Annotated in this window: 17 protein-coding genes; 13 read left to right on the forward strand and 4 right to left on the reverse strand. The window is 42.6% G+C overall.

Going from position 1 to position 19,562, the window contains the following annotated elements; genetic code table 11:
- Window positions 1–40: 40 nt before the first annotated feature.
- On the reverse strand, window positions 41–436 hold the full coding sequence (locus H6A27_RS06440) for a VanZ family protein (protein WP_204508062.1): 396 nt from the start codon (window positions 434–436) through the stop codon (window positions 41–43).
- Between the two features lie 92 nt (window positions 437–528).
- On the opposite strand from H6A27_RS06440, the gene H6A27_RS06445 reads away from it, so the two are divergent.
- Entirely contained in the window at window positions 529–1,896 is a 1,368-nt protein-coding gene (locus H6A27_RS06445; protein ID WP_204401888.1) for a sodium-dependent transporter, read from the forward strand.
- Between the two features lie 15 nt (window positions 1,897–1,911).
- Window positions 1,912–2,652 carry a ComEA family DNA-binding protein gene (locus tag H6A27_RS06450; RefSeq protein ID WP_204508063.1) on the forward strand — a complete coding sequence of 247 codons (741 nt, stop codon included), beginning with the start codon at window positions 1,912–1,914 and terminating at the stop codon, window positions 2,650–2,652.
- A gap of 38 nt (window positions 2,653–2,690) precedes the next feature.
- On the opposite strand, the gene H6A27_RS06455 is transcribed toward H6A27_RS06450, so the two are convergent.
- A complete protein-coding gene (locus H6A27_RS06455) occupies window positions 2,691–4,112 on the reverse strand; it encodes an alkaline phosphatase (protein ID WP_204508064.1) in 1,422 nt (473 codons plus the stop codon).
- Window positions 4,113–4,259: 147 nt separating this feature from the next.
- Here H6A27_RS06455 and H6A27_RS06460 point away from each other — a divergent pair, with 147 nt between their 5' ends.
- From H6A27_RS06460 to H6A27_RS06485, 6 genes are all read left to right on the forward strand, one after another.
- On the forward strand, window positions 4,260–5,186 hold the full coding sequence (locus tag H6A27_RS06460) for a fimbrillin family protein (protein ID WP_204508065.1): 927 nt from the start codon (window positions 4,260–4,262) through the stop codon (window positions 5,184–5,186).
- Window positions 5,187–5,280: 94 nt separating this feature from the next.
- Entirely contained in the window at window positions 5,281–5,853 is a 573-nt protein-coding gene (xpt, locus tag H6A27_RS06465; protein WP_204508066.1) for a xanthine phosphoribosyltransferase, read from the forward strand.
- Window positions 5,854–5,946: 93 nt separating this feature from the next.
- Window positions 5,947–7,278, forward strand: coding sequence for a nucleobase:cation symporter-2 family protein (locus tag H6A27_RS06470; protein ID WP_204508067.1), 1,332 nt, complete (start codon window positions 5,947–5,949; stop codon window positions 7,276–7,278).
- Between the two features lie 333 nt (window positions 7,279–7,611).
- Entirely contained in the window at window positions 7,612–7,917 is a 306-nt protein-coding gene (locus tag H6A27_RS06475) for a helix-turn-helix domain-containing protein (protein WP_204508068.1), read from the forward strand.
- A gap of 319 nt (window positions 7,918–8,236) precedes the next feature.
- Entirely contained in the window at window positions 8,237–8,551 is a 315-nt protein-coding gene (locus tag H6A27_RS06480; protein WP_204508069.1) for a nucleotidyltransferase domain-containing protein, read from the forward strand.
- Window positions 8,548–8,949 (forward strand): HEPN domain-containing protein, encoded by a 402-nt coding sequence (locus tag H6A27_RS06485; protein ID WP_204400759.1) that lies wholly within the window; start codon window positions 8,548–8,550, stop codon window positions 8,947–8,949. Before H6A27_RS06480 ends, H6A27_RS06485 begins: the two co-directional genes overlap by 4 nt.
- 151 nt (window positions 8,950–9,100) lie before the next feature.
- On the opposite strand, the gene H6A27_RS06490 is transcribed toward H6A27_RS06485, so the two are convergent.
- Window positions 9,101–9,745, reverse strand: coding sequence for an HAD family hydrolase (locus H6A27_RS06490; protein ID WP_204508070.1), 645 nt, complete (start codon window positions 9,743–9,745; stop codon window positions 9,101–9,103).
- Between the two features lie 190 nt (window positions 9,746–9,935).
- On the opposite strand from H6A27_RS06490, the gene H6A27_RS06495 reads away from it, so the two are divergent.
- Window positions 9,936–11,342 (forward strand): amidophosphoribosyltransferase, encoded by a 1,407-nt coding sequence (locus tag H6A27_RS06495; RefSeq protein ID WP_204400762.1) that lies wholly within the window; start codon window positions 9,936–9,938, stop codon window positions 11,340–11,342.
- Between the two features lie 193 nt (window positions 11,343–11,535).
- Here the strand turns inward: H6A27_RS06495 and H6A27_RS06500 are convergent, their stop codons facing one another.
- Complete coding sequence (locus H6A27_RS06500; RefSeq protein ID WP_204400764.1) at window positions 11,536–12,762, reverse strand: BamA/TamA family outer membrane protein; 1,227 nt, start codon at window positions 12,760–12,762, stop codon at window positions 11,536–11,538.
- Between the two features lie 202 nt (window positions 12,763–12,964).
- On the opposite strand from H6A27_RS06500, the gene pepT reads away from it, so the two are divergent.
- From pepT to H6A27_RS06520, 4 genes are all read left to right on the forward strand, one after another.
- Window positions 12,965–14,191, forward strand: coding sequence for a peptidase T (gene pepT, locus H6A27_RS06505; protein ID WP_204508071.1), 1,227 nt, complete (start codon window positions 12,965–12,967; stop codon window positions 14,189–14,191).
- Between the two features lie 90 nt (window positions 14,192–14,281).
- On the forward strand, window positions 14,282–15,367 hold the full coding sequence (gcvT, locus tag H6A27_RS06510) for a glycine cleavage system aminomethyltransferase GcvT (RefSeq protein WP_204508072.1): 1,086 nt from the start codon (window positions 14,282–14,284) through the stop codon (window positions 15,365–15,367).
- A 115-nt stretch (window positions 15,368–15,482) separates the two neighbouring features.
- The gene (locus tag H6A27_RS06515) at window positions 15,483–17,735 is read left to right on the forward strand and encodes a cation:proton antiporter domain-containing protein (protein ID WP_204400769.1); all 2,253 of its coding nucleotides are present in this window, start codon (window positions 15,483–15,485) and stop codon (window positions 17,733–17,735) included.
- A 249-nt stretch (window positions 17,736–17,984) separates the two neighbouring features.
- The gene (locus H6A27_RS06520) at window positions 17,985–19,544 is read left to right on the forward strand and encodes a hypothetical protein (protein ID WP_204508073.1); all 1,560 of its coding nucleotides are present in this window, start codon (window positions 17,985–17,987) and stop codon (window positions 19,542–19,544) included.
- Window positions 19,545–19,562: the final 18 nt, after the last annotated feature.

A 19,562-nucleotide genomic window follows, 5' to 3' on the forward strand; every position in this document is an offset into this window, starting at 1 on the left:
TGTTTATTCAGCGCCTTATGAGCATTTTTTTGTTTGATGGTCAAATGTTCTTACGTTTCTTCCATATATACGGACGCAGGATGTAATAACTGAACAGACTGCCTGAAATTACTCCTACTATATTGGCCAGAAAATCCATCCAGTCGCCACCTCGTGTCTCCGTAAGCGTGGATTGTCCTATTTCGATAAGTCCGCTCATTATTATCGGACATATTACACCCCCTATTATCAGATGTTTCCTTATCATCGGAAAGTGTTGCCTCAGATGTTCTGTCCATAGAACTATGGTCAGTCCTCCGTACATGCATACATGTACTAATTTATCAATATTCTTTATCTCGTTAATCGATGTTTGTGGAGGTTTGAAGAACGACAGGTAAAGTATTGCCGCTATTACCAGAATCGACAGTGGATAACGTTTTAAATATGTAATCATGTTATAAATATTAATTCGGATGCCAAAAATATGATATTTTTTGTACATTTGTGCCTTAAAACAGTTCTATTTATTATTTAATATGTTTTTTTATGCAACATAATCACGACAGAGTAAGTTTTGGAAGTAAATTGGGAGCGATATTGGCGGCCGCAGGTTCTGCCGTAGGCTTGGGGAACATTTGGCGATTTCCATACGAGGCGGGTAATCACGGTGGTGCGGCTTTCATACTGATATATTTAGGATGTATATTCATATTCGGTTTGCCTATCATGGTTGCCGAGTTTACTATCGGACGTAGAGCCAAGGCCAGCACCGGAGGGTCTTTCAGTGTCCTTGCGCCAGGTACCCAATGGAAATGGGTAGGCTATTTGGGCGTTCTGACAGGGTTTCTTATTTTGGGATATTATTCCGTCGTTGCCGGATGGACTTTGGAATATCTTCTACAGTCTGTCACCGGAGGCTTCAATGGTAAGGATGCCGAAGGCTTTATAGCTATGTTCAATGAGTTTTCGTCCGATCCTCTACGTCCTATTATATGGCTTACGGTATTCATGTTTCTCACCCATTACGTAATAGTAAGAGGTGTGAAGGATGGTATAGAACGTTCTTCAAAGGTCATGATGCCTGTACTTTTCATTCTTGTGGTATTGCTGGCTATATGTTCAGTCACTCTACCGGGCGCGGAAAAAGGTCTTGAGTTCCTTTTCAAGCCTGATTTCAGTAAAGTCACTCCTGAAGTGTTTCTTGGAGCTATGGGACAGGCCTTCTTCTCTATGAGTCTCGGTATGGGTTGTTTGTCAACTTACGCCTCTTATTTCGGTAAGGATACAAGACTTGGACATACTGCTATGAGTGTAGGCATGATAGATACTTTTGTCGCCATACTTGCAGGAATAATTATATTCCCTGCCGCTTTTTCGGTTGGTATAAATCCCGGTTCCGGTCCTTCGCTGATATTCATAACCTTGCCCAATGTGTTCCAGCAGGCCTTTTCGGGAGTACCGTTTCTTGCTATGATTTGTGCCGCGGCATTCTATTTGCTTCTGGCGTTGGCGGCACTTACTTCAACCATATCTCTGCATGAGGTGTCAACGGCTTTTCTTCACGAAAAGTTCGGTCTTGTACGTGGTAAGGCAGCCACAATAGTGTCCGTAGGGTGCTGGATGATAGGCGTTGTGTCGTCGCTTGCCCTTGGCGAGTGGAGCGGTTTCAAGATTGCCGGCATGAATTTCTTTGATGCTTTGGACTATCTTACCGCTAAAATCATGCTTCCGGTTTCGGGCATGTTGTCTGCAATCTTTGTAGGATGGGTGCTTGATAAAGCTATAGTGAAAGGCGAGGCCACAAATTACGGTACTCTCAAGCCTACGTTCTATCCATTGTATATCAATATTCTGAAGTTTATTGCGCCTGTAGGCATTATGCTCATATTCCTTAACGAATTGGGACTGTTCTAATAAAGCAAGTTCTATATGTTGAAGGACTGGTTCTATTATACGCGTGGACAGCGCAGGACGATATTGTTATTGCTTATTGTTATTCTACTGCTCGTTGGAGTCGTTATCGGTGGCGGATTTTATAACGTTAGTAATTGCGTAACCGTAGAAACTTTGGATATTGCGGATTCTCTTTATGCAAAAGTGGAAAATGACAGGCGCGAATGGAAGGGCGGAAAGACTTATGCGTACAATAAAAATCATAATACCTCCCCGTCTGTACGCGGTTACACATATAAGAAATCTGCCGAAGCTTCAGGTTATTACGGAACAAAGTCAAGGAAGGACACATCATTATTATATCCCAGACAGGAAAAATACACCTCGAAATTTATCATTGATGTGAATTCTGCCGATACGTTGATATTGAAGAAAGTGCCCGGCATAGGCAGTGTTATTTCAAGGAATATTGTGAACTACAGAAACCGCCTCGGCGGATTCTATGACGTACGCCAGTTGCTTGAAATCAGATATGTCGATTCCACATTGCTCGACTGGTTTGAGGTGAAATCGGGATTGTCGCGTAAAATCAATGTCAACAAGGCCGGTATGGACGAGCTGCGCAATCATCCTTACATGGATTATTATAAGGCAAAGGCCATAATTGATTTCAGGCGGAAACGCGGTCCCCTAAGCGGCATGTCGCAAATATCAATCCTCGGTGAGTTCACCGAGGACGATATATTGAGACTCAGCCATTATTTCGAATTCGAATAAGGGATGCGGTTTACACAAAAAAACGAAATGTGCGATTATTATTTTTCGACATTGTATCCTGCAGATTTTGCTATCAGTTTTGGAATCTGTGTGTTGTCCAGTCTTCCGCTGAAGTTTTCCGAGCCTGCGCCGATGGCAAATACAGGAACATATCCTGCGGAATGACCTCCGCTGGTCCATCCGATGAGGGCTATCTCGTTTATTATACGTTTTGCTTCAGCTGCCAGAGCTTCATCCTGGGCATATTCACTTTTTTCCATTTTGGCTTTCTGACCTTTCAAAGTCTTCTCGTAAACGCTTTTCAGACGCGTTTCCTGCTCTTCCGACAGTTCTATTTCATCCCAGAATCCGAAATTCTCTTCCAATGCATCCTGTACAGCTTTCCAAGGAACATTGTTTTTATACTCCTTGCGCATAGAATTCAGTATCTTTGTAAACCCGCTTTCGCTTGTCTTCTGGTTTTCGATGGCTTTAAGGTTCAGTTTGTACTGGCCTGTTCCCAATACTATACCTCCGGTTTCATGGTCGGCTGTCACTACAATAAGAGTTTCATCCGGATGCTGTTTGTAGAATTCGTATGCCTGTTTTATAGCCTTGTCGAAATCCTGTACTTCGCGGAATGCTGTTGCTCCGTCATTACTGTGGCATGCCCAGTCTATTTTCCCGCCTTCCACCATCAGGAAGAATCCCTTGCTCAGATCTTTTGAAAGGAAGTCGATGGCAGAGCGTGTTATTTCCTCCAGTGTCATGTCTTTTTCTGTTCTGTCAATTGCGTATGGAATCGCACTTCTGTCTTTAGATGAGGCTTCCTCGGTCTGGAACAATATCATCTTGTCTGCCTTTGCGCTTTTACTGGTGTAATCCTTATATCCTCTGGCGATAGAATAGCCGTATTCTTCTGCCATTTTGTAGAGGTTCTTTGCATTACTGTCCTTTTTGTTGTCCGGTTCCATGAAATCAGAGCCGGCATAGAAATCAAAACCTGCAGTGTAGAGGTCAGTACCGATGTTATAATAGCTGCTTCTACTTGCCTCATGTGCATAGAATGCGGCAGGAGTGGCATGGTCTACACTGACACTTGTGGCTATACCCACTCTGCGACCGCTGTTTTTTGCCCAAACAGCAACGCTGTTGACCGGTGTCTCGAGGTCTTTCAGTACACCTATTGCTCCGTTTTTGGTCTTATTCCCTGTAGCGAGGGCTGTTCCTGCGGCAGCCGAGTCGGTAACTCCGTTTGTGGCGGAGAAAGTTGTAGCTACTGTGGCGGCGGGAAACTGGGTGAAGCATAATGGCTCTATGCCTATTTCCCCTTTCAGCTCACCCTGAAACAGTTCTGTACCCTGAACCTGGTTTACTCCCATGCCGTCGCCTATGAAATAGAAAACATATTTTGCCTGTTGGGCCAAAATACAATTATATGCCAATAAGGCAAAAGCGAGTGATAAATAGAATTTTTTCATTACTGTGATGTTTTGTTTAGATAAGGCAAAAATAGTTTTTTTTGTGTGCAATCATAAAAAATTAATATTTTTTTGAGCGGATATGTATCTATTGTGTTTGTTTTCAGGTTATACATTACATACATATTAATTTAAAATTATTATATTATGAAAAAGACGATTTTTACCTTAGTTGCTGTTTTTACTCTCAGTTCATGTAATGACGAAAAGATTGAATTCCGTCAGGATTTACCCGTAGGGCTTTATGTGGAAGTAGGTGAGACCAAATTATCAAAAACAGTGACTGACATTGATGGATATGTTACTTTTTCCGTTAATGACCAGATAGGATTGTTCGTTCCTGAACGTTCCACACCTGTATTATGGAAGTACGAAAATAGCGATTGGACTACTTCTGAGACAGTTTTTTGGAAAAATCGTACTGATGATTTTGAATTCCATGCCTATTATCCATGTGACGAAGTTTCAGGCGTCACGTTGTCCTCTGTACCCATGCCCGACCTCACTATCCAGACCGGTTCTCTTGCCGAGATAGGAAAATATGATTTTCTTGCGGGCAGTTGCACTACGTCGTATTCCACGAATAACGGTTTGGTTACTTTTGCCAATGATAATTCTCTCAAACATGTTTATTCTCTTTTGTATCTTAATATAAATGGTCTGAGCTCGGCTGACGATATGGAGATTACCGGATGTAAATTCTCGGGTGAGGGAATTGTCACTCCTCATGTATATTCGTTCGAATCAGCGGGAATGGTCAAGTCAGGTGTTGATGTAAAGTCCGATTTAGACATAAGCGGTTTGTCATATACCGTTACTGGCGAGTCTTATGCGATAGCGGTATTGATAAATCCTGTAACTCTTAATGTCCCCTTAAATTTCACGTTGGAATATAATAAAGGTGGTCTTGGATATGAGGCATCCGCTGATTTGGGGAAAAGTTTTGCGGGAGGAAGTTTCAATAGAATAACTCTCATACTTGTGGATGAAAAGCTGCAGATGTCGGGCATTGAGGTTGACAACTGGAATGTAATTACACTCGATGATGTATATTTAATTGGTGGCGAAAAGTAAGATATTGTCATAATTTTGTAATACATAAAGAATTTTCTTGTAATTTTGCACCTTCAAAATCATTAAGAAACTCTTTTAATAATTAGTTGCACGTATGAAAGCATTGAAGGAACGGATATTGCGAGACGGAAAATGTTTTGAAGGTGGTATCCTTAAAGTTGACAACTTTATCAATCATCAGATGGACCCTATTCTGATGAAATCCATGGCGGTGGAATTTGTAAGGCGGTTTGCCAGTACCAAGATTAACAAAGTGCTGACTATCGAGGCCAGTGGTATAGCACCGGCCATCATGGTGGGCTATTTGCTCGAACTTCCTGTAGTATTTGCAAAGAAGAAGAAACCAAGCACGATGGAGAACATGCTCACAACTACTGTTTATTCTTTCACCAAAGACAGAAACTACGATGTCTGCGTGAGCGGCGATTATCTGTGTCCGGGCGACAAAGTGCTTTTCATCGACGATTTCCTTGCCAATGGCAATGCTGCCAAAGGTATCATAGACCTTGTCAATAAGGCAGGAGCCGAACTTGTCGGTATGGGATTCCTGATTGAGAAATCATTCCAGCACGGCGGCGAACAGCTCAGAAGCATGGGAGTACATGTAGAGTCGCTTGCCATCATCGAAAGCCTTGACAACTGCAAGATAGTTCTTAAAGAAATGTAAGTTCTTTAGTTTTTTAGTTCTTTAGTTGGCTTATGATAACATCATAAACTCACAAACTTATAAACTCATAAACTCAAAAACTCAAATCAACAAATGGAAAATGAACAGAATGTAGCCCCTGGCGAGGGGCTGATTTACGGACTTAACGACCGCCCGCCTTTGAAGGATACCATTTTTGCGGCTTTGCAGCACCTGCTTGCCATTTTCGTGGCAATCATCACTCCTCCGCTTATCATAGCCGGAGCTTTGGGACTTGACATCGAGACAACAGGTTTCCTTGTTTCCATGGCGCTTTTTGCTTCAGGAGTCTCTACTTTCATACAGTGCAGGAGGGTAGGGCCTATCGGTTGCGGATTACTCTGTATCCAGGGAACAAGTTTCTCTTTTATCGGTCCTATCATATCAGCCGGACTTACCGGCGGGCTGAGTTCCATATTCGGAGCGACTATTGCGGCTTCTACTGTCGAGATGCTTATCAGCCGTGTGCTTAAATATACACGTAAAATCATCACTCCCCTCGTGTCGGGCATCGTGGTTACCCTCATCGGTATGAGCCTTATCAAGGTAGGAATTTCAGCTTGTGGTGGAGGTGTGACCGCACAGAACGACGGAACTTTCGGAGCCTTCCAGCATGTAGGACTTGCGGCTTTGGTTCTTGTCCTCATCATCATCTTCAACCGCAGCTCCAACCGCTATCTGCGCATGAGCTCCATCGTGATAGGTCTTCTTGTGGGATACATCGTCGCTTGGGCTTTGGGTATGGTCGATTTTTCTTCCGTACAGAGTTACGGCGGTTTCAACATCCCTGTACCTTTCAAGTACGGAATCTCGTTCGATATTTCTGCCATCATAGGTCTGGGACTTGTTTATCTCATCACCGCCATCGAGGCGTATGGCGACGTCACAGCCAATTCGCTTATCTCTGGCGAGCCTGTTGAGGGAGAGAAGTTTGTCAAGCGTGCTTCCGGAGGTATCCTTGCCGATGGTTTCAACTCCATGCTTGCAGGTATCTTCAACTCCTTTCCTAATTCGATTTTCGCCCAGAACAACGGTATGATTCAGCTTACAGGTGTTGCCAGCCGCTATGTGGGATATTTCATTGCGGGTTTCCTTATCCTGCTCGGTCTGTTCCCGGCTGTAGGGCTTGTGTTCTCGCTTATGCCTGAACCGGTACTTGGAGGTGCCACTCTGCTGATGTTCGGAACCGTAGCCGCTGCCGGAATACGTATCATCGCTTCTCAGAAGATTGACAGAAAGGCTACGTTGGTAATGGCGTTGAGCTTCTCTTTCGGACTGAGCGTGGAACTTGTTCCTGAGATACTTTCGCAGTTGCCGGAAACGCTTAAGAACATTTTCTCGTCGGGTATCACTACAGGTGGTCTTACGGCAATCCTGTCTAACATTCTTATCAGAATAAAAGAATAATATTGTTTCATAAATGATATAAAAGCGATGGCTTGCCTTATTGTTGGCGGTCATCGTTTTTTTTGCGCCTGATAATTATTAGTGTAACACGTAGGTGTTACACGCGTTACACGAACGTACCACACGCGTTACACATACGTGTTACTCTCGTTGCACGAACGTGTCACGCAAATTTTGACGTGGAGTTTACAATAGAAATACAGTATATATAATTTTTTTAACACTTTGTTATGCCTGATATTGTCGTTATTTCGTATATTTGAAAAAAAAGAACTGTGATACAATAAGATGACAATGAAATCAAGAAAGCCATAAAGTTAAAGGAGGAATATTATGCAACTAAAGGAAATAAGTAAAGACATCTATGATTTGGATGCATGGCTTGATGAGGGGCTTGGAGCGGAAGGAACTCCAGAACGTGAGAAGAACCGCGAAAAGGCATGGGAGGAGTATAATGCCCAAATATTGTTGGAAGCCCGCAAAAATGCAAGGTTGACACAGGCAGAACTTGCAAAACGTATTGGTGCAGACAAAGGTTATATTTCAAGAATAGAAAGAGGACTGACAGTTCCTACAGTTGCTACACTTTACAAAATAGCGGCAGCAATGGGAATGACCGTAGAATTACGTCCTTTATAACTATCACCGTCTCCTTTTATGGTGTTGCCTCAAACTGGTGCCTAAATGTGCTGTCATGCTGTAAGAAGTATGAACACACGGAGAATTCACTATTGAGAGAGGTTGTGTTGGAGGTTATAGAAAAGTGAGATATAAGAATAAAGAAACAGGAGCCTTCGGCGGTTGCCGGTGGCTTCGTGTTTTAGGAATAGATGGTTATTTCGGGAAATATGAATATATGTCTTTTATGTTGGATACTCGGTCTTAGAGGCTCTTTTAATGATAGAAATTTGCTTTTTAAAAAGAAATTGATTTCTTTTGCATAAAAGGATATGGAAAAATGAAACATGAAGTATTTTACCAGCTAAAAAAAACTTTGCAGAATATATTACCTCCTGGCTCACATGCTTATCTGTTTGGCTCACAGGCAAGAGGTGATGCAAGAAAAGATTCTGACTGGGATATTCTTATTCTATTGGACAAACCAAAAATAGAGGCTGAGGATTATGATAATCTGTCTTATCCATTGGTTGAACTTGGTTGGTCTATGAATGAATGTGTTAGTCCGATATTATATACTGTAAAAGACTGGATGAAGTATCATTTTACACCTTTTTTCCATAATGTAAAAGATGAGGGAATTTTGTTGGTATGAGTTTGAATGAAGAAGATATAAAGGCTGTTGTGTTTTACCGTAAGGAAAAAGCTTATGCGACACTGCGTGAAGCTGAAGACATGATTGAGACTAAGCATTGGAACTTAGCTATACAACGGATGTATTATGCATGTTTTTATATGGCATCGGCTTTGCTGATGAGTGCAGGATTAAAGTCTCAAACACATAATGGAGTGGTAGGACAATTGGGAATGCATTATGTCTCAAAAGGACTTTTAACCAAGGAAGAAGGAAGATTGTATTCACGATTGCTTCAAAATAGGATTACTGGAGATTACAATGATTTCTTTGACTTTGCAGAGGAAGATGTATTACCTTTGATAGAACCTGTACGCAAGTTAGTGGTAAAGTTGGAAGGATTGATTGACATTCAATAAATGAGAATGGCAGGAAAGTCGTACAGACGGTTATTGAAAAAGTGAGATAAGAGAATAAAAGAACAGAAGCCTCGGCAGTGCCGGAGGCTTTGTGCTTTATGAAACAAATAGGTGTGGCATGAATCGGACAACTTGAAATGTCGGTTGTTCTTTACAACAACTCGTCGAGCGATGTCATTATATTTACATGCGGATATGCCTCAAGTTCTTCGCGTGTAGTCATCCCGTGCAGTACTCCTGCAAAATCGACTCCGGCGTTGAGTGCCGTTTCGGCATCGACGGTGCTGTCGCCGCAATACAGAACATCGTTTTTATCTAATCCCAAATGGCTTATGGCGAACGTCAGTCCTTCGGGTGATGGCTTAGGGGTCTTTACATCTTCTCCACCTACTATTATGTCAAGAAAACCTTCGGGAAGTTTCTTTCCTAAAAGCTCCATGATTCTGTATCTGTACTTTGTGGAGATTATCCCTATTCTTGCTCCTCTTTCCTTTAGGCGTGACAGTACATCAAGCGTTTCCGGAAACAGTACGGTGTTGGCAGTCATAAGTCTGTCGGCCTGTGCCACATACTCTTTGCGGTAGGCGGCTAAGGTTTCTTTGTCGTCGATGCCTGTAAGAATGGTGAACGATTCTTCCAGAGTTTTTCCTATGGTCCGTTTTATCGATTCATCACTGATGCCGTCATGTCCGTGCATGGCAAGCACATTCCTGAAACACATCACTATGCCGCGCGATGAGTCGGCCAGTGTATAGTCGAAATCAAATAGATAAGCCTTGTAGGTTTTATGTATCATTGGGTCTAACGTTTATAATTTGTGTAAAGTTAGTGTAAACAATATTCTATCCAAAACAAAACCCGTTTTTTTGTTTTCAGATTGTAGCCTGTACCAATTTTTTGTAACCTTTAAGCTTATCCGCTTATGCATATTTTCTGAATTTTTTGTACTTTTGTACCGCTTAAACTAATTTAATTGCTTAAAAAGAATGGGAGGTTTTTTTGGTACAGTCTCTAAGGCTGAATGTGTGACCGATTTGTTTTACGGCACAGACTATAATTCTCACCTCGGCACGAAACGTGCCGGAATGGCTACTTACGCTGCAGGTGAGGGTTTCATGCGCGCTATTCACAGTTTGGAAAGTTCATATTTCCGCACTAAGTTCGAATCAGAGCTTCCACAGTTTAAAGGGAATGCAGGTATAGGGGTGATAAGTGACACTGACCCGCAACCTATAATGATTAACTCTCACTTGGGCAAGTTCGCCATAGTGACGGTAGCTAAAATCAATAACGAAGAGGAACTGGTGAATGAACTTCTCGCGTCGAACATGCATCTTTCTGAAATGACGATGAACAAGACCAACCAGACAGAGCTTATAGCGCTGCTGATAGTTCAGGGAAAGGATTTCGTGGATGGTATAGAGAATGTATTCAACAAGATAAAGGGTTCTTGCTCTATGCTTATTCTTACTGAGGACGGTATTATCGTGGCACGCGACAAATGGGGACGTACACCTATTATTATCGGTAAGAAAAACGGAGCATACGCCGCTACAAGCGAGTCGAGCAGCTTGCCTAACCTTGATTTTGAAATAGAAAAATATGTCGGCCCCGGAGAGATTATCCGTATGCGCGCCGACGGACTGGAGCAGATGCGCAAACCTAACGATAAAATGCAGATCTGCTCTTTTTTGTGGGTTTACTATGGCTTCCCGGTTTCTTGCTACGAAGGAAAGAATGTTGAGGAAGTACGTTTCGCCTCAGGATACAAGATGGGACAGACTGACGACTCGGAAGTGGACTGCGCTTGCGGTATTCCTGATTCGGGAGTAGGTATGGCTTTGGGTTATGCCGAAGGAAAGGGTATTCCGTATCATCGCGCGATAGCAAAATATACTCCTACATGGCCTCGCAGCTTTACTCCAAGTAATCAGAACATGCGTTCGCTTGTGGCTAAGATGAAACTTATTCCTAACCGCTCTATGCTTCAGGGAAAGAGACTGTTGTTTTGTGACGACTCTATCGTCCGTGGCACTCAGCTGCGCGACAATGTGAACATTCTTTACGATTACGGAGCTAAGGAAGTACACATGCGTATTGCTTGTCCGCCGCTGATTTACGGATGTCCGTTCATCGGATTTACTTCGTCGAAAAGTGATATGGAACTTATCACACGACGTATAATAAAGGAAATAGAAGGCGACGAGAATGCAAACCTTGACAAGTATGCCACTACGGATTCGCCTGAATATAAGGAACTGGTGGAACGTATAAGAGCACGTTTCGGACTTACTTCACTTAAGTTCAATACTCTTGAAACTCTTATCGAAGCAATAGGACTGCCTAAGTGCAAGGTTTGTACACACTGTTTCGACGGTTCAAGCAGCTTCTGATTCAATTTTATTGGGGAAGTTATAGAAGTTATAGAAGTTAAGAAGTTATAGAAGTTATTGAGTCAGGCGGACTATAACTTCTTAAACTCGTTTAACTTCTGCAAGTCTTGGTGAAACCGAAATTTGAATAAATAAAAAAACTCCGCAGGCAATAGCGCCTTGCGGAGTTTTTTTGTTGTATGAAAATGTTTTATCAGAATGCTTCTGTCATGTTTATGTAGAACAGGTTCTGCTTGTTTACGAAGTCCCTGCCTATATCAAGTCGGAAGTTCATGCGTGGCTGGACTTCAATTCTCAAACCTACTCCGACATTAGGCAGAACTCCTTCTATCCTTGTAGGATTGGGTCCCATAAATCCGGCTCCGCCCCATGCCACATATCCAAGGTGGCTTATGATTCTCTTCCAGATGTTGCTCTTGTCTGTATTAAACATCTGTCTGTATTCGAGTATTGCCAAATGTGCGGACTTGTCGCGGAATTGCCCCATATAGTATCCGCGCAGGTCGAAAGGCGTACCGCTAAGTACGTACTTGTTGATAGGAATATTGTTGCCTATCACGTTCTTGCTCTGGACAGTCCATGCCAGTGTCTTTCTTTTTCCTACTGATTTATACTGCCGGTAGTCCAGTTCAATACGGTAGTAATTGTCGTCACCTCCAAGCCATTTTTGATACATGATTCCGCGGAAGTCGAAGTAAACACCCTTGTAAGCGTTTGCGGGGATGTCTCTTGAATCGTAGCTCAGCAGGAAACCCAGACCGGAACTGAAGTTCTTATATCCGTCTGCTGTACCTCCGGCCTTGATGAAGTCAGGGTCCTCGGTTATGCCTTTGGCTACGTCCATCATGTGGTCGTAGTTCAGGTCTATCTGTGGACCGGCAAAGAAATTGCTTTCCTTCAGGCGGAACAGGAACCAAGGGTTAATCTGTATTCCGCTGTATTTGTACTGGCTTGTCTCTTTCCCGCGGAGATAGTTCTTGTTGGTGGTATATCCCACTCCGTAATAATTTTCACGGGTGTTCTTATATAAGAACTGTCCGAAGATGCGGAACCTGTCGTCCTTGAAGAACAGTTGGGGCTTCACCACTACGTTCAAACCTCCATTGAACATGAATGCTATTGACGCGGGTACTACGGAACGCCGCATGGCGGTGTCCTTGGCGTTCATTCTGAATGTAACCAATGCGCTTCCACCAACTAATACCCCGAAATCGGGTGTATAGCTCGGTCCGCCTAGTATATTGTAATGTACATTTCTGTTTGCCCTTTTCAGCCTTTTGAGCTCTTTTTTGCTTAGAACGGCTGTCGTGTCGGATTCGGCACTGATACTATCTGGAGTTATCGCTGATTCTTGTCCTGAAACATTCAAGGGAAGCGCTATAAGACACGCTATGAGTAGTAATGTGGAATATAATTTCATCTATATATTTGTTTTGGCGACAAAAGTACTAAACTTATGCAATAGTTCCTTGTTCTTTTGATAAGACTTTTTGGTTTTTATAATACATTTCTTTTAAAAGGAATATATTGTATGAAAAATTGCCAAAAAAGACGGGTGTGGTTTTGTTATTAGAAACCATTTATTTAACTTTACATCAATGAATATTTAACATAGAAGAGACATGACAGAAATAGACAGATTTTTAAAGTATGTGACTTTTGATACTCAATCGGACGAGAGTACTGGCGTCACGCCAAGTACCGCAAAGCAGATGGAATTTGCAAAATATCTGAAAAGTGAACTTCAGGAACTTGGGCTTGAAGAAATCTCGCTTGACGAAAACGGATATCTGTTTGCCACCTTGCCTGCCAATGTTGACAGACCTGTTCCTGTGATAGGTTTCATTGCTCACATGGATACAAGTCCTGATATTAGTGGAGCAAATGTTAAGCCACGCATAGTGGAGAATTATGATGGCGCTGACATCGTTCTTTGCGACAAGGACAATATAGTATTGTCGCCTGCACAGTTTCCTGAACTGTTGGACCACAAGGGAGAGGACCTTATAGTGACAGACGGACACACACTGCTCGGTGCTGACGACAAGGCCGGTATAGCTGAGATTGTTTCGGCTATGGCTTATCTGAAGGCGCATCCTGAAATAAAGCATGGAAAAATCAGAATAGGTTTCAATCCTGACGAGGAAATAGGCCTTGGAGCACACAAGTTCGATGTGGAGAAATTCGGCGCGAAGTGGGCTTATACAATGGACGGCGGCGAAGTGGGAGAACTGGAATTCGAGAATTTCAATGCTGCCGCGGCCAAAATTGTTATCAAAGGAAGAAACGTACATCCGGGATATGCCAAGAACAAGATGATTAACTCGATGCTCGTGGCTAATGAGTTTATGTCTATGTTGCCGGCAAACGAGACTCCTGCCACTACTGAGGGGTACGAAGGCTTTTATCATCTGGTAGGCATGAAAGGTGAGGTGGAAGAGTCTGAGCTTTCGTATATTATCCGCGACCACGACAGAGAGATATTTGAAAAGCGTAAGGCGTTTGTAGCTGAATGCGCGAAAAAAATTAATGCCAAATATGGCGGTAAGATTGTGTCTGTAGAAGTGAGAGACCAGTATTACAATATGCGTCAGGAAGTTGAGCCGTTGATGCATATCATTGATATAGCTTTCGGCGCAATGAAAGAGGCCGGAGTGGATCCTAAGGTGAAGGCTATCCGTGGAGGTACAGACGGCGCGCAGCTTTCTTTCAAGGGTTTGCCTTGTCCTAACATCTTTGCGGGAGGGCTGAACTTCCATGGCAGATATGAATTCGTACCTGTACAGTCCATACAGAAAGCGGTAATGGTTATTGTGAAGATAGCCGAGCTTACTGCTAACAGATATTGATTATTGTAATAGTTTGTGAGTTTGTAAGTTTTTAAGTTGGTAATCACAAACTCACAAACTAATAAACTCACAAACTTAAAAATAATACGAATGAAAACAACTCCATTTACAGAGAAGCATATAGCGTTGGGGGCTAAGATGCACGAATTCGCAGGTTATAACATGCCTATAGAATATTCAGGAATTATCGATGAGCATATCACTGTGTGTCAGGGAGTAGGAGTATTCGACGTTTCGCACATGGGAGAATTCTGGGTGAAAGGTCCTTCGGCTCTTGAATTTATACAACAGGTTACATCAAACAATGCGGCTGTACTGACTCCGGGGAAAATACAATATACTTGTTTCCCGAACGAAAAGGGAGGTATAGTGGACGACTTGCTGGTTTATTCGTACGAACCTGACAAGTATATGCTGGTAGTGAATGCCGCCAATATTGAAAAGGACTGGAACTGGTGTGTGGCGCACAACAGTTTTGGTGCCGAATTGGAGAACTCGTCCGACAATATAGCCCAGCTTGCCATTCAGGGACCAAAAGCAATTGACACATTGCAGAAACTGACGGACGTTGTATTGTCCGAAATACCATATTATACATTCAAGGTAGGCGAACTGGCCGGAGTTGAGAATGTGATAATTTCGAACACAGGATATACCGGAGCCGGTGGTTTCGAACTTTATTTCTATCCGCAGGATGCCGAGAGGATATGGAACGCGGTATTCGACGCAGGCGAGGAATTCGGCATCAAGCCGATAGGGCTTGGGGCACGGGACACATTACGCCTCGAGATGGGATTCTGTCTTTACGGAAATGATATTGACGACACTACATCGCCTATAGAAGCCGGACTGGGATGGATAACAAAATTCGTGGATGGAAAGAACTTTACAAACCGCGCGGCACTTGAAAAACAGAAGGCGGAAGGGGTAACGCGTAAGCTTGTAGGTTTCGAAATGATTGACAGGGGTATCCCCCGGCATGGCTATTCACTGACAGATGCCGAAGGAAACGTGATAGGTAATGTTACGTCAGGAACAATGTCGCCTATTCGTAAAATAGGTATAGGTATGGGATATGTCAAGACAGAGTTCTCGAAGCCCGGAACTGAAATCTGCCTTGACAACCGTGGCAGAAAACTAAAGGCTGTTGTGGTAAAACCTCCTTTCAGGAAATAATATTGTCTTTTTGATATAATTAGGCGGAAGTTTATGTGATATTTTACATGAACTTCCGCTTTTTCTATTATTATATTTAGTAATTTTGCGCTTGAAATAACTATTTATAAATATTATGTCTCATTTGGCTCCTTTGATAAGCGATTTGGCTTTGATTTTGATATGTGCCGGTGCAATGACTCTTGTGTTCAAGAAACTGAAACAGCCATTGGTGCTCGGATACATTGTCGCCGGATTTCTGGCGAGTCCGCATTTTGAGTTTACTCCGTCTGTAACTGACGCCGACAGTATAAAGACATGGTCGGACATAGGTGTGATATTCCTTCTGTTTGCTTTGGGACTGGACTTCAGCTTCAAGAAACTTATGAAGGTGGGAGGTTCTGCCATAATATCGGCCTGCTCCATTATTCTGTGTATGATTGTGGTGGGAGTTTTCGTGGGGTGGATTTTCGGATGGAAACAGATGGACTGTATCTATTTGGGAGGAATGCTCGCCATGTCGTCAACTACGATAATATACAAGGCGTTTGACGACCTTGGATTGCGACAGCAGAAATTTACCGGCCTTGTGCTGAGTATCCTTATTATAGAGGATATATTGGCCATTGTGCTTATGGTAATGCTTTCAACAATGGCTGTGAGCAAGAACTTTGAAGGTATGGAGATGGTGGGGAGCATCCTGAAACTGGTGTTCTTCCTTATCCTGTGGTTCGTGGTAGGTATGTATCTTATTCCTACATTCCTAAAACGCTCGCGCAAGCTGATGAGTGACGAGACGCTGCTGATTTTCTCGTTGGGCATGTGTTTCGGCATGGTGGTACTGGCGGCAAAAGTAGGATTTTCTCCTGCATTCGGAGCTTTCATAATGGGGTCCATACTTGCCGAGACTCTTGATTCGGAACGTATAGAAAAACTTGTGGCTCCGGTAAAGGACCTGTTTGGCGCGATATTCTTTGTGTCAGTAGGTATGATGGTCGATCCTAATCTGATTGTGGAGTATATATGGCCTATTATTGCTATTACCGTGGCGATATTGCTCGGACAGACAATTTTCGGTACGGGAGGTGTACTACTTTCCGGACAGTCGCTCAAGACTGCCATGCAGTGTGGTTTCAGTCTGACTCAGATAGGTGAGTTCGCATTTATCATAGCGTCGCTCGGGGTAAGCCTGAACGTGACAAGCGACTTTCTCTATCCGATAGTAGTGGCTGTATCCGTTATAACGACATTCCTTACGCCGTATATGATACGTCTGTCAGTGCCTGCGTACAACTTTGTGGATAAGCGTATGCCGCCGAAATGGAGAAATCTTATTGACAGGTATTCCGGCTCTACACAGCCTGCCAATTATCAGAGTAACTGGAAGGCGCTTATTACAGCCATAATAAGAATAACTGTTGTATATTCGGTATTGTCGATAGCGGCAATATTCATATCGTTCAGCTTCATAGTTCCATTGCTTGTCGAGACACTTGGCGATACGTGGGGAAACTGGGCAGGAGCAGTGATAACTATTATTATCATAGCGCCTTTCCTGAGGGCTATGATAATGAAGAAGAACCACTCGATAGAGTTCAAGGCTTTGTGGAATGACAGCCGCTTCAATCATGCTCCGCTTATATCTGTGATAATATTGCGTATATTGATTGGCGTATTCTTTGTGATATATGTAATAAAGCATATATTCCAGGCATCTGTAGCCATTATGGTGGGAGTGGCGATAGTGATTGTACTTGTCATGATATTCTCACGTTTCCTCAAACGGCAGTCTATACTTATGGAAAGGACTTTCTTACAGAACATGAGGTCGAAGGATATGTTTATGGTTTATCGTGGGGCAAAGAAACCTGAATATGCAGGAAGTCTGCTCGACAGGGATATACACTTGACTGATATAAAGATTTCGCCTGATTCACTTTGGGCGGGATTGACATTGATGGAACTGAATCTTGGTAAACGCTTCGGAGTACATGTTGTGTCAATAATCCGTGGTACACACCGAATAAATATTCCCGGGGGACAGACAAGGATATTCCCGGGGGATACCATACAGGTGATAGGGTCGGACTCACAATTGTCTGATTTTGCCGAACATGCTGAAGCTGTTTCCGAAGGATGTGTTGACGATGATTTCGAAAAGAAGGAAATGCTTTTGAAACAATTCGAGGTGAACGACGGATCTAAATTCGTTGGCAAGACTATTCGTGAAAGCGGAATAAGGAATAAATACCATTGTCTGGTGGTAGGAATTGAGAACTCTAATGACGTAACTTTGCATGCTCCTGATGTAGATACGCCGTTAAATGTAGGCGATATAGTCTGGGTAGTGGGCGAAGAGACTGCGCTAAGGAAATTATTCGAAGAATAAGCTTAACATATAGTCCGCGATTTATTTTTATCGGGATTTGTCGATTGCTTATTCATCAATATTATTATTGGTGGATAAGCAATTTTAATTTTCGGAAATAATTCTGTAAACACAATCTAAACATTACTTAAATAGTGTTTGAACGGTATTTGGAAAATTTTAAAAGCATTATTTTTATATAAAAAGTTTAGGCTAAGTATCGCATTGTTGGGCCTCTTTTGTATATTCGTTAAAAATTTGCTTTAATGTATGCCTTTATTAAGACCTTTAAAATCTTTTATATACATCCCTCTATTGTTTATTTTGTTTTCTGCTTGTTCGAAATCGGAAAACACGGAAGTAAGAAGTGCGTTAAAAGTACTCGCTCTTGTACGTGACATGTGTCATAATGATAGTTTCCCTAAAAATGACTCAATACTGAATACCCCTTTGAAAGTCCTTTCGAGGGAGAATATGGATTCGTGTCTTGCTGTAGCATATTTCTGTCAGGGAGAAATCAGACAGCATAATTACTATATACTGAGAGCCATTGACAGTTATCTGCTGGCTGAGAAATTTGCCGGAGCGGACAGTATGCTGCATTTCAGGATAAATCTTCGGTTGGCACAGTTGTATAGACTGAAGATGAGGTCTGACATGGATAGCCTTTATATCGGTAACGCCGGACGATTGTTGAATAGTATAAGGAAGCCGTCCGTACACGTGGAATTCCTGCATGAGAAAGCTTTGTATTATACTAAAAAAAATGATTTGGCGAAGGTTTATTCCACATTGCGTAATGCCCTTTCGATTATTGATGTGGGTAATGAAATGAAAGCTGACCTGTATAAACATTTATCGCAGGCGTATTTGAGCAATAACAGTGTGGACAGTGTCTTGTTTTTTGCCGACAGGGGACTGGAGCTCTGTACACAGCCTAAACTTAGGAATGAACTTCTGATTTTAAAAGGGCAGGGGTTTGCTGTGGCCGACAAAAAGGATTCTGTGGATAAATATATATTCCCGAATATTTACAGTGTGGACAGGTCGTTACGTATCAAAGCTTTCAGGCAGGTGTCTGAAATGTACAACAGGCTTGGAATGATTTCGCAGTCGTATCAATATCTCAAGGATTACACATTGGCGCTTGATACTCTTATAGCCGACAGGAGGGAAGAGCTTATGGAAAAAATTCATGGAGTTCATGAGTATAATATACAGCGTGACCGTGCCAACAAGGCTGAAATGCAGGCGGCGTCCAGCCAGCTTATGTTTTCGAAGTTCGTTCTTGGTGCATTGGTATTGATAATGATACTTTCTGTGTTGCTGCATCATTACCGTTCGCACAAACGTAAACTGACCGAACGGCTGAGGATGGAGACATGCCTTAAAATGGAAGAAACCATAAAGCGAAGGGATGTGGAGATTTCGCTTGCTCGCAAGCAGGAAGAACTGAAACAGAAGGAAATTGAAAAGCTGAATAAGAGTATAGACTATTTCAGGCAGTTGAACAATGTCACTCTTCCTGTCATAATGAGGAGACAGAATGCGCAGGGGGCGCTTCATCTTTCGGATGATGACTGGAACATAATCACCGGAAATACCGATGCCTGCTTTGATATGTTTACAGCGAGATTGAAGGAACTGTGTCCGCAGCTTACTGAGGATGACATCCGTTTCTGCTGTCTGGTGAAAATGGAACTTTCCATGTCAACACTTTCTGAAATATATCATATTGCCAAGGCCAGCATATCCAGGCGTAAGATGAGGCTGAAGGAGAAAATGGGAATAGAGAATACCAGCTTCGATGAGTTTATAATAGATTTCTGAGACTTTATGAAATAAAAA

It is taken from the genome of Bacteroides caecigallinarum, from assembly GCF_016902295.1.
Lineage (GTDB): Bacteria > Bacteroidota > Bacteroidia > Bacteroidales > Bacteroidaceae > Phocaeicola > Phocaeicola caecigallinarum_A.

Coding starts and splice junctions, on each gene's coding strand:
- H6A27_RS06440 (WP_204508062.1), bottom strand. CDS start 436: ATGATTACATATTTAAAACGTTATCCACTGTCGATTCTGGTAATAGCG.
- H6A27_RS06445 (WP_204401888.1), top strand. CDS start 529: ATGCAACATAATCACGACAGAGTAAGTTTTGGAAGTAAATTGGGAGCG.
- H6A27_RS06450 (WP_204508063.1), top strand. CDS start 1,912: ATGTTGAAGGACTGGTTCTATTATACGCGTGGACAGCGCAGGACGATA.
- H6A27_RS06455 (WP_204508064.1), bottom strand. CDS start 4,112: ATGAAAAAATTCTATTTATCACTCGCTTTTGCCTTATTGGCATATAAT.
- H6A27_RS06460 (WP_204508065.1), top strand. CDS start 4,260: ATGAAAAAGACGATTTTTACCTTAGTTGCTGTTTTTACTCTCAGTTCA.
- xpt (WP_204508066.1), top strand. CDS start 5,281: ATGAAAGCATTGAAGGAACGGATATTGCGAGACGGAAAATGTTTTGAA.
- H6A27_RS06470 (WP_204508067.1), top strand. CDS start 5,947: ATGGAAAATGAACAGAATGTAGCCCCTGGCGAGGGGCTGATTTACGGA.
- H6A27_RS06475 (WP_204508068.1), top strand. CDS start 7,612: ATGCAACTAAAGGAAATAAGTAAAGACATCTATGATTTGGATGCATGG.
- H6A27_RS06480 (WP_204508069.1), top strand. CDS start 8,237: ATGAAACATGAAGTATTTTACCAGCTAAAAAAAACTTTGCAGAATATA.
- H6A27_RS06485 (WP_204400759.1), top strand. CDS start 8,548: ATGAGTTTGAATGAAGAAGATATAAAGGCTGTTGTGTTTTACCGTAAG.
- H6A27_RS06490 (WP_204508070.1), bottom strand. CDS start 9,745: ATGATACATAAAACCTACAAGGCTTATCTATTTGATTTCGACTATACA.
- H6A27_RS06495 (WP_204400762.1), top strand. CDS start 9,936: ATGGGAGGTTTTTTTGGTACAGTCTCTAAGGCTGAATGTGTGACCGAT.
- H6A27_RS06500 (WP_204400764.1), bottom strand. CDS start 12,762: ATGAAATTATATTCCACATTACTACTCATAGCGTGTCTTATAGCGCTT.
- pepT (WP_204508071.1), top strand. CDS start 12,965: ATGACAGAAATAGACAGATTTTTAAAGTATGTGACTTTTGATACTCAA.
- gcvT (WP_204508072.1), top strand. CDS start 14,282: ATGAAAACAACTCCATTTACAGAGAAGCATATAGCGTTGGGGGCTAAG.
- H6A27_RS06515 (WP_204400769.1), top strand. CDS start 15,483: ATGTCTCATTTGGCTCCTTTGATAAGCGATTTGGCTTTGATTTTGATA.
- H6A27_RS06520 (WP_204508073.1), top strand. CDS start 17,985: ATGCCTTTATTAAGACCTTTAAAATCTTTTATATACATCCCTCTATTG.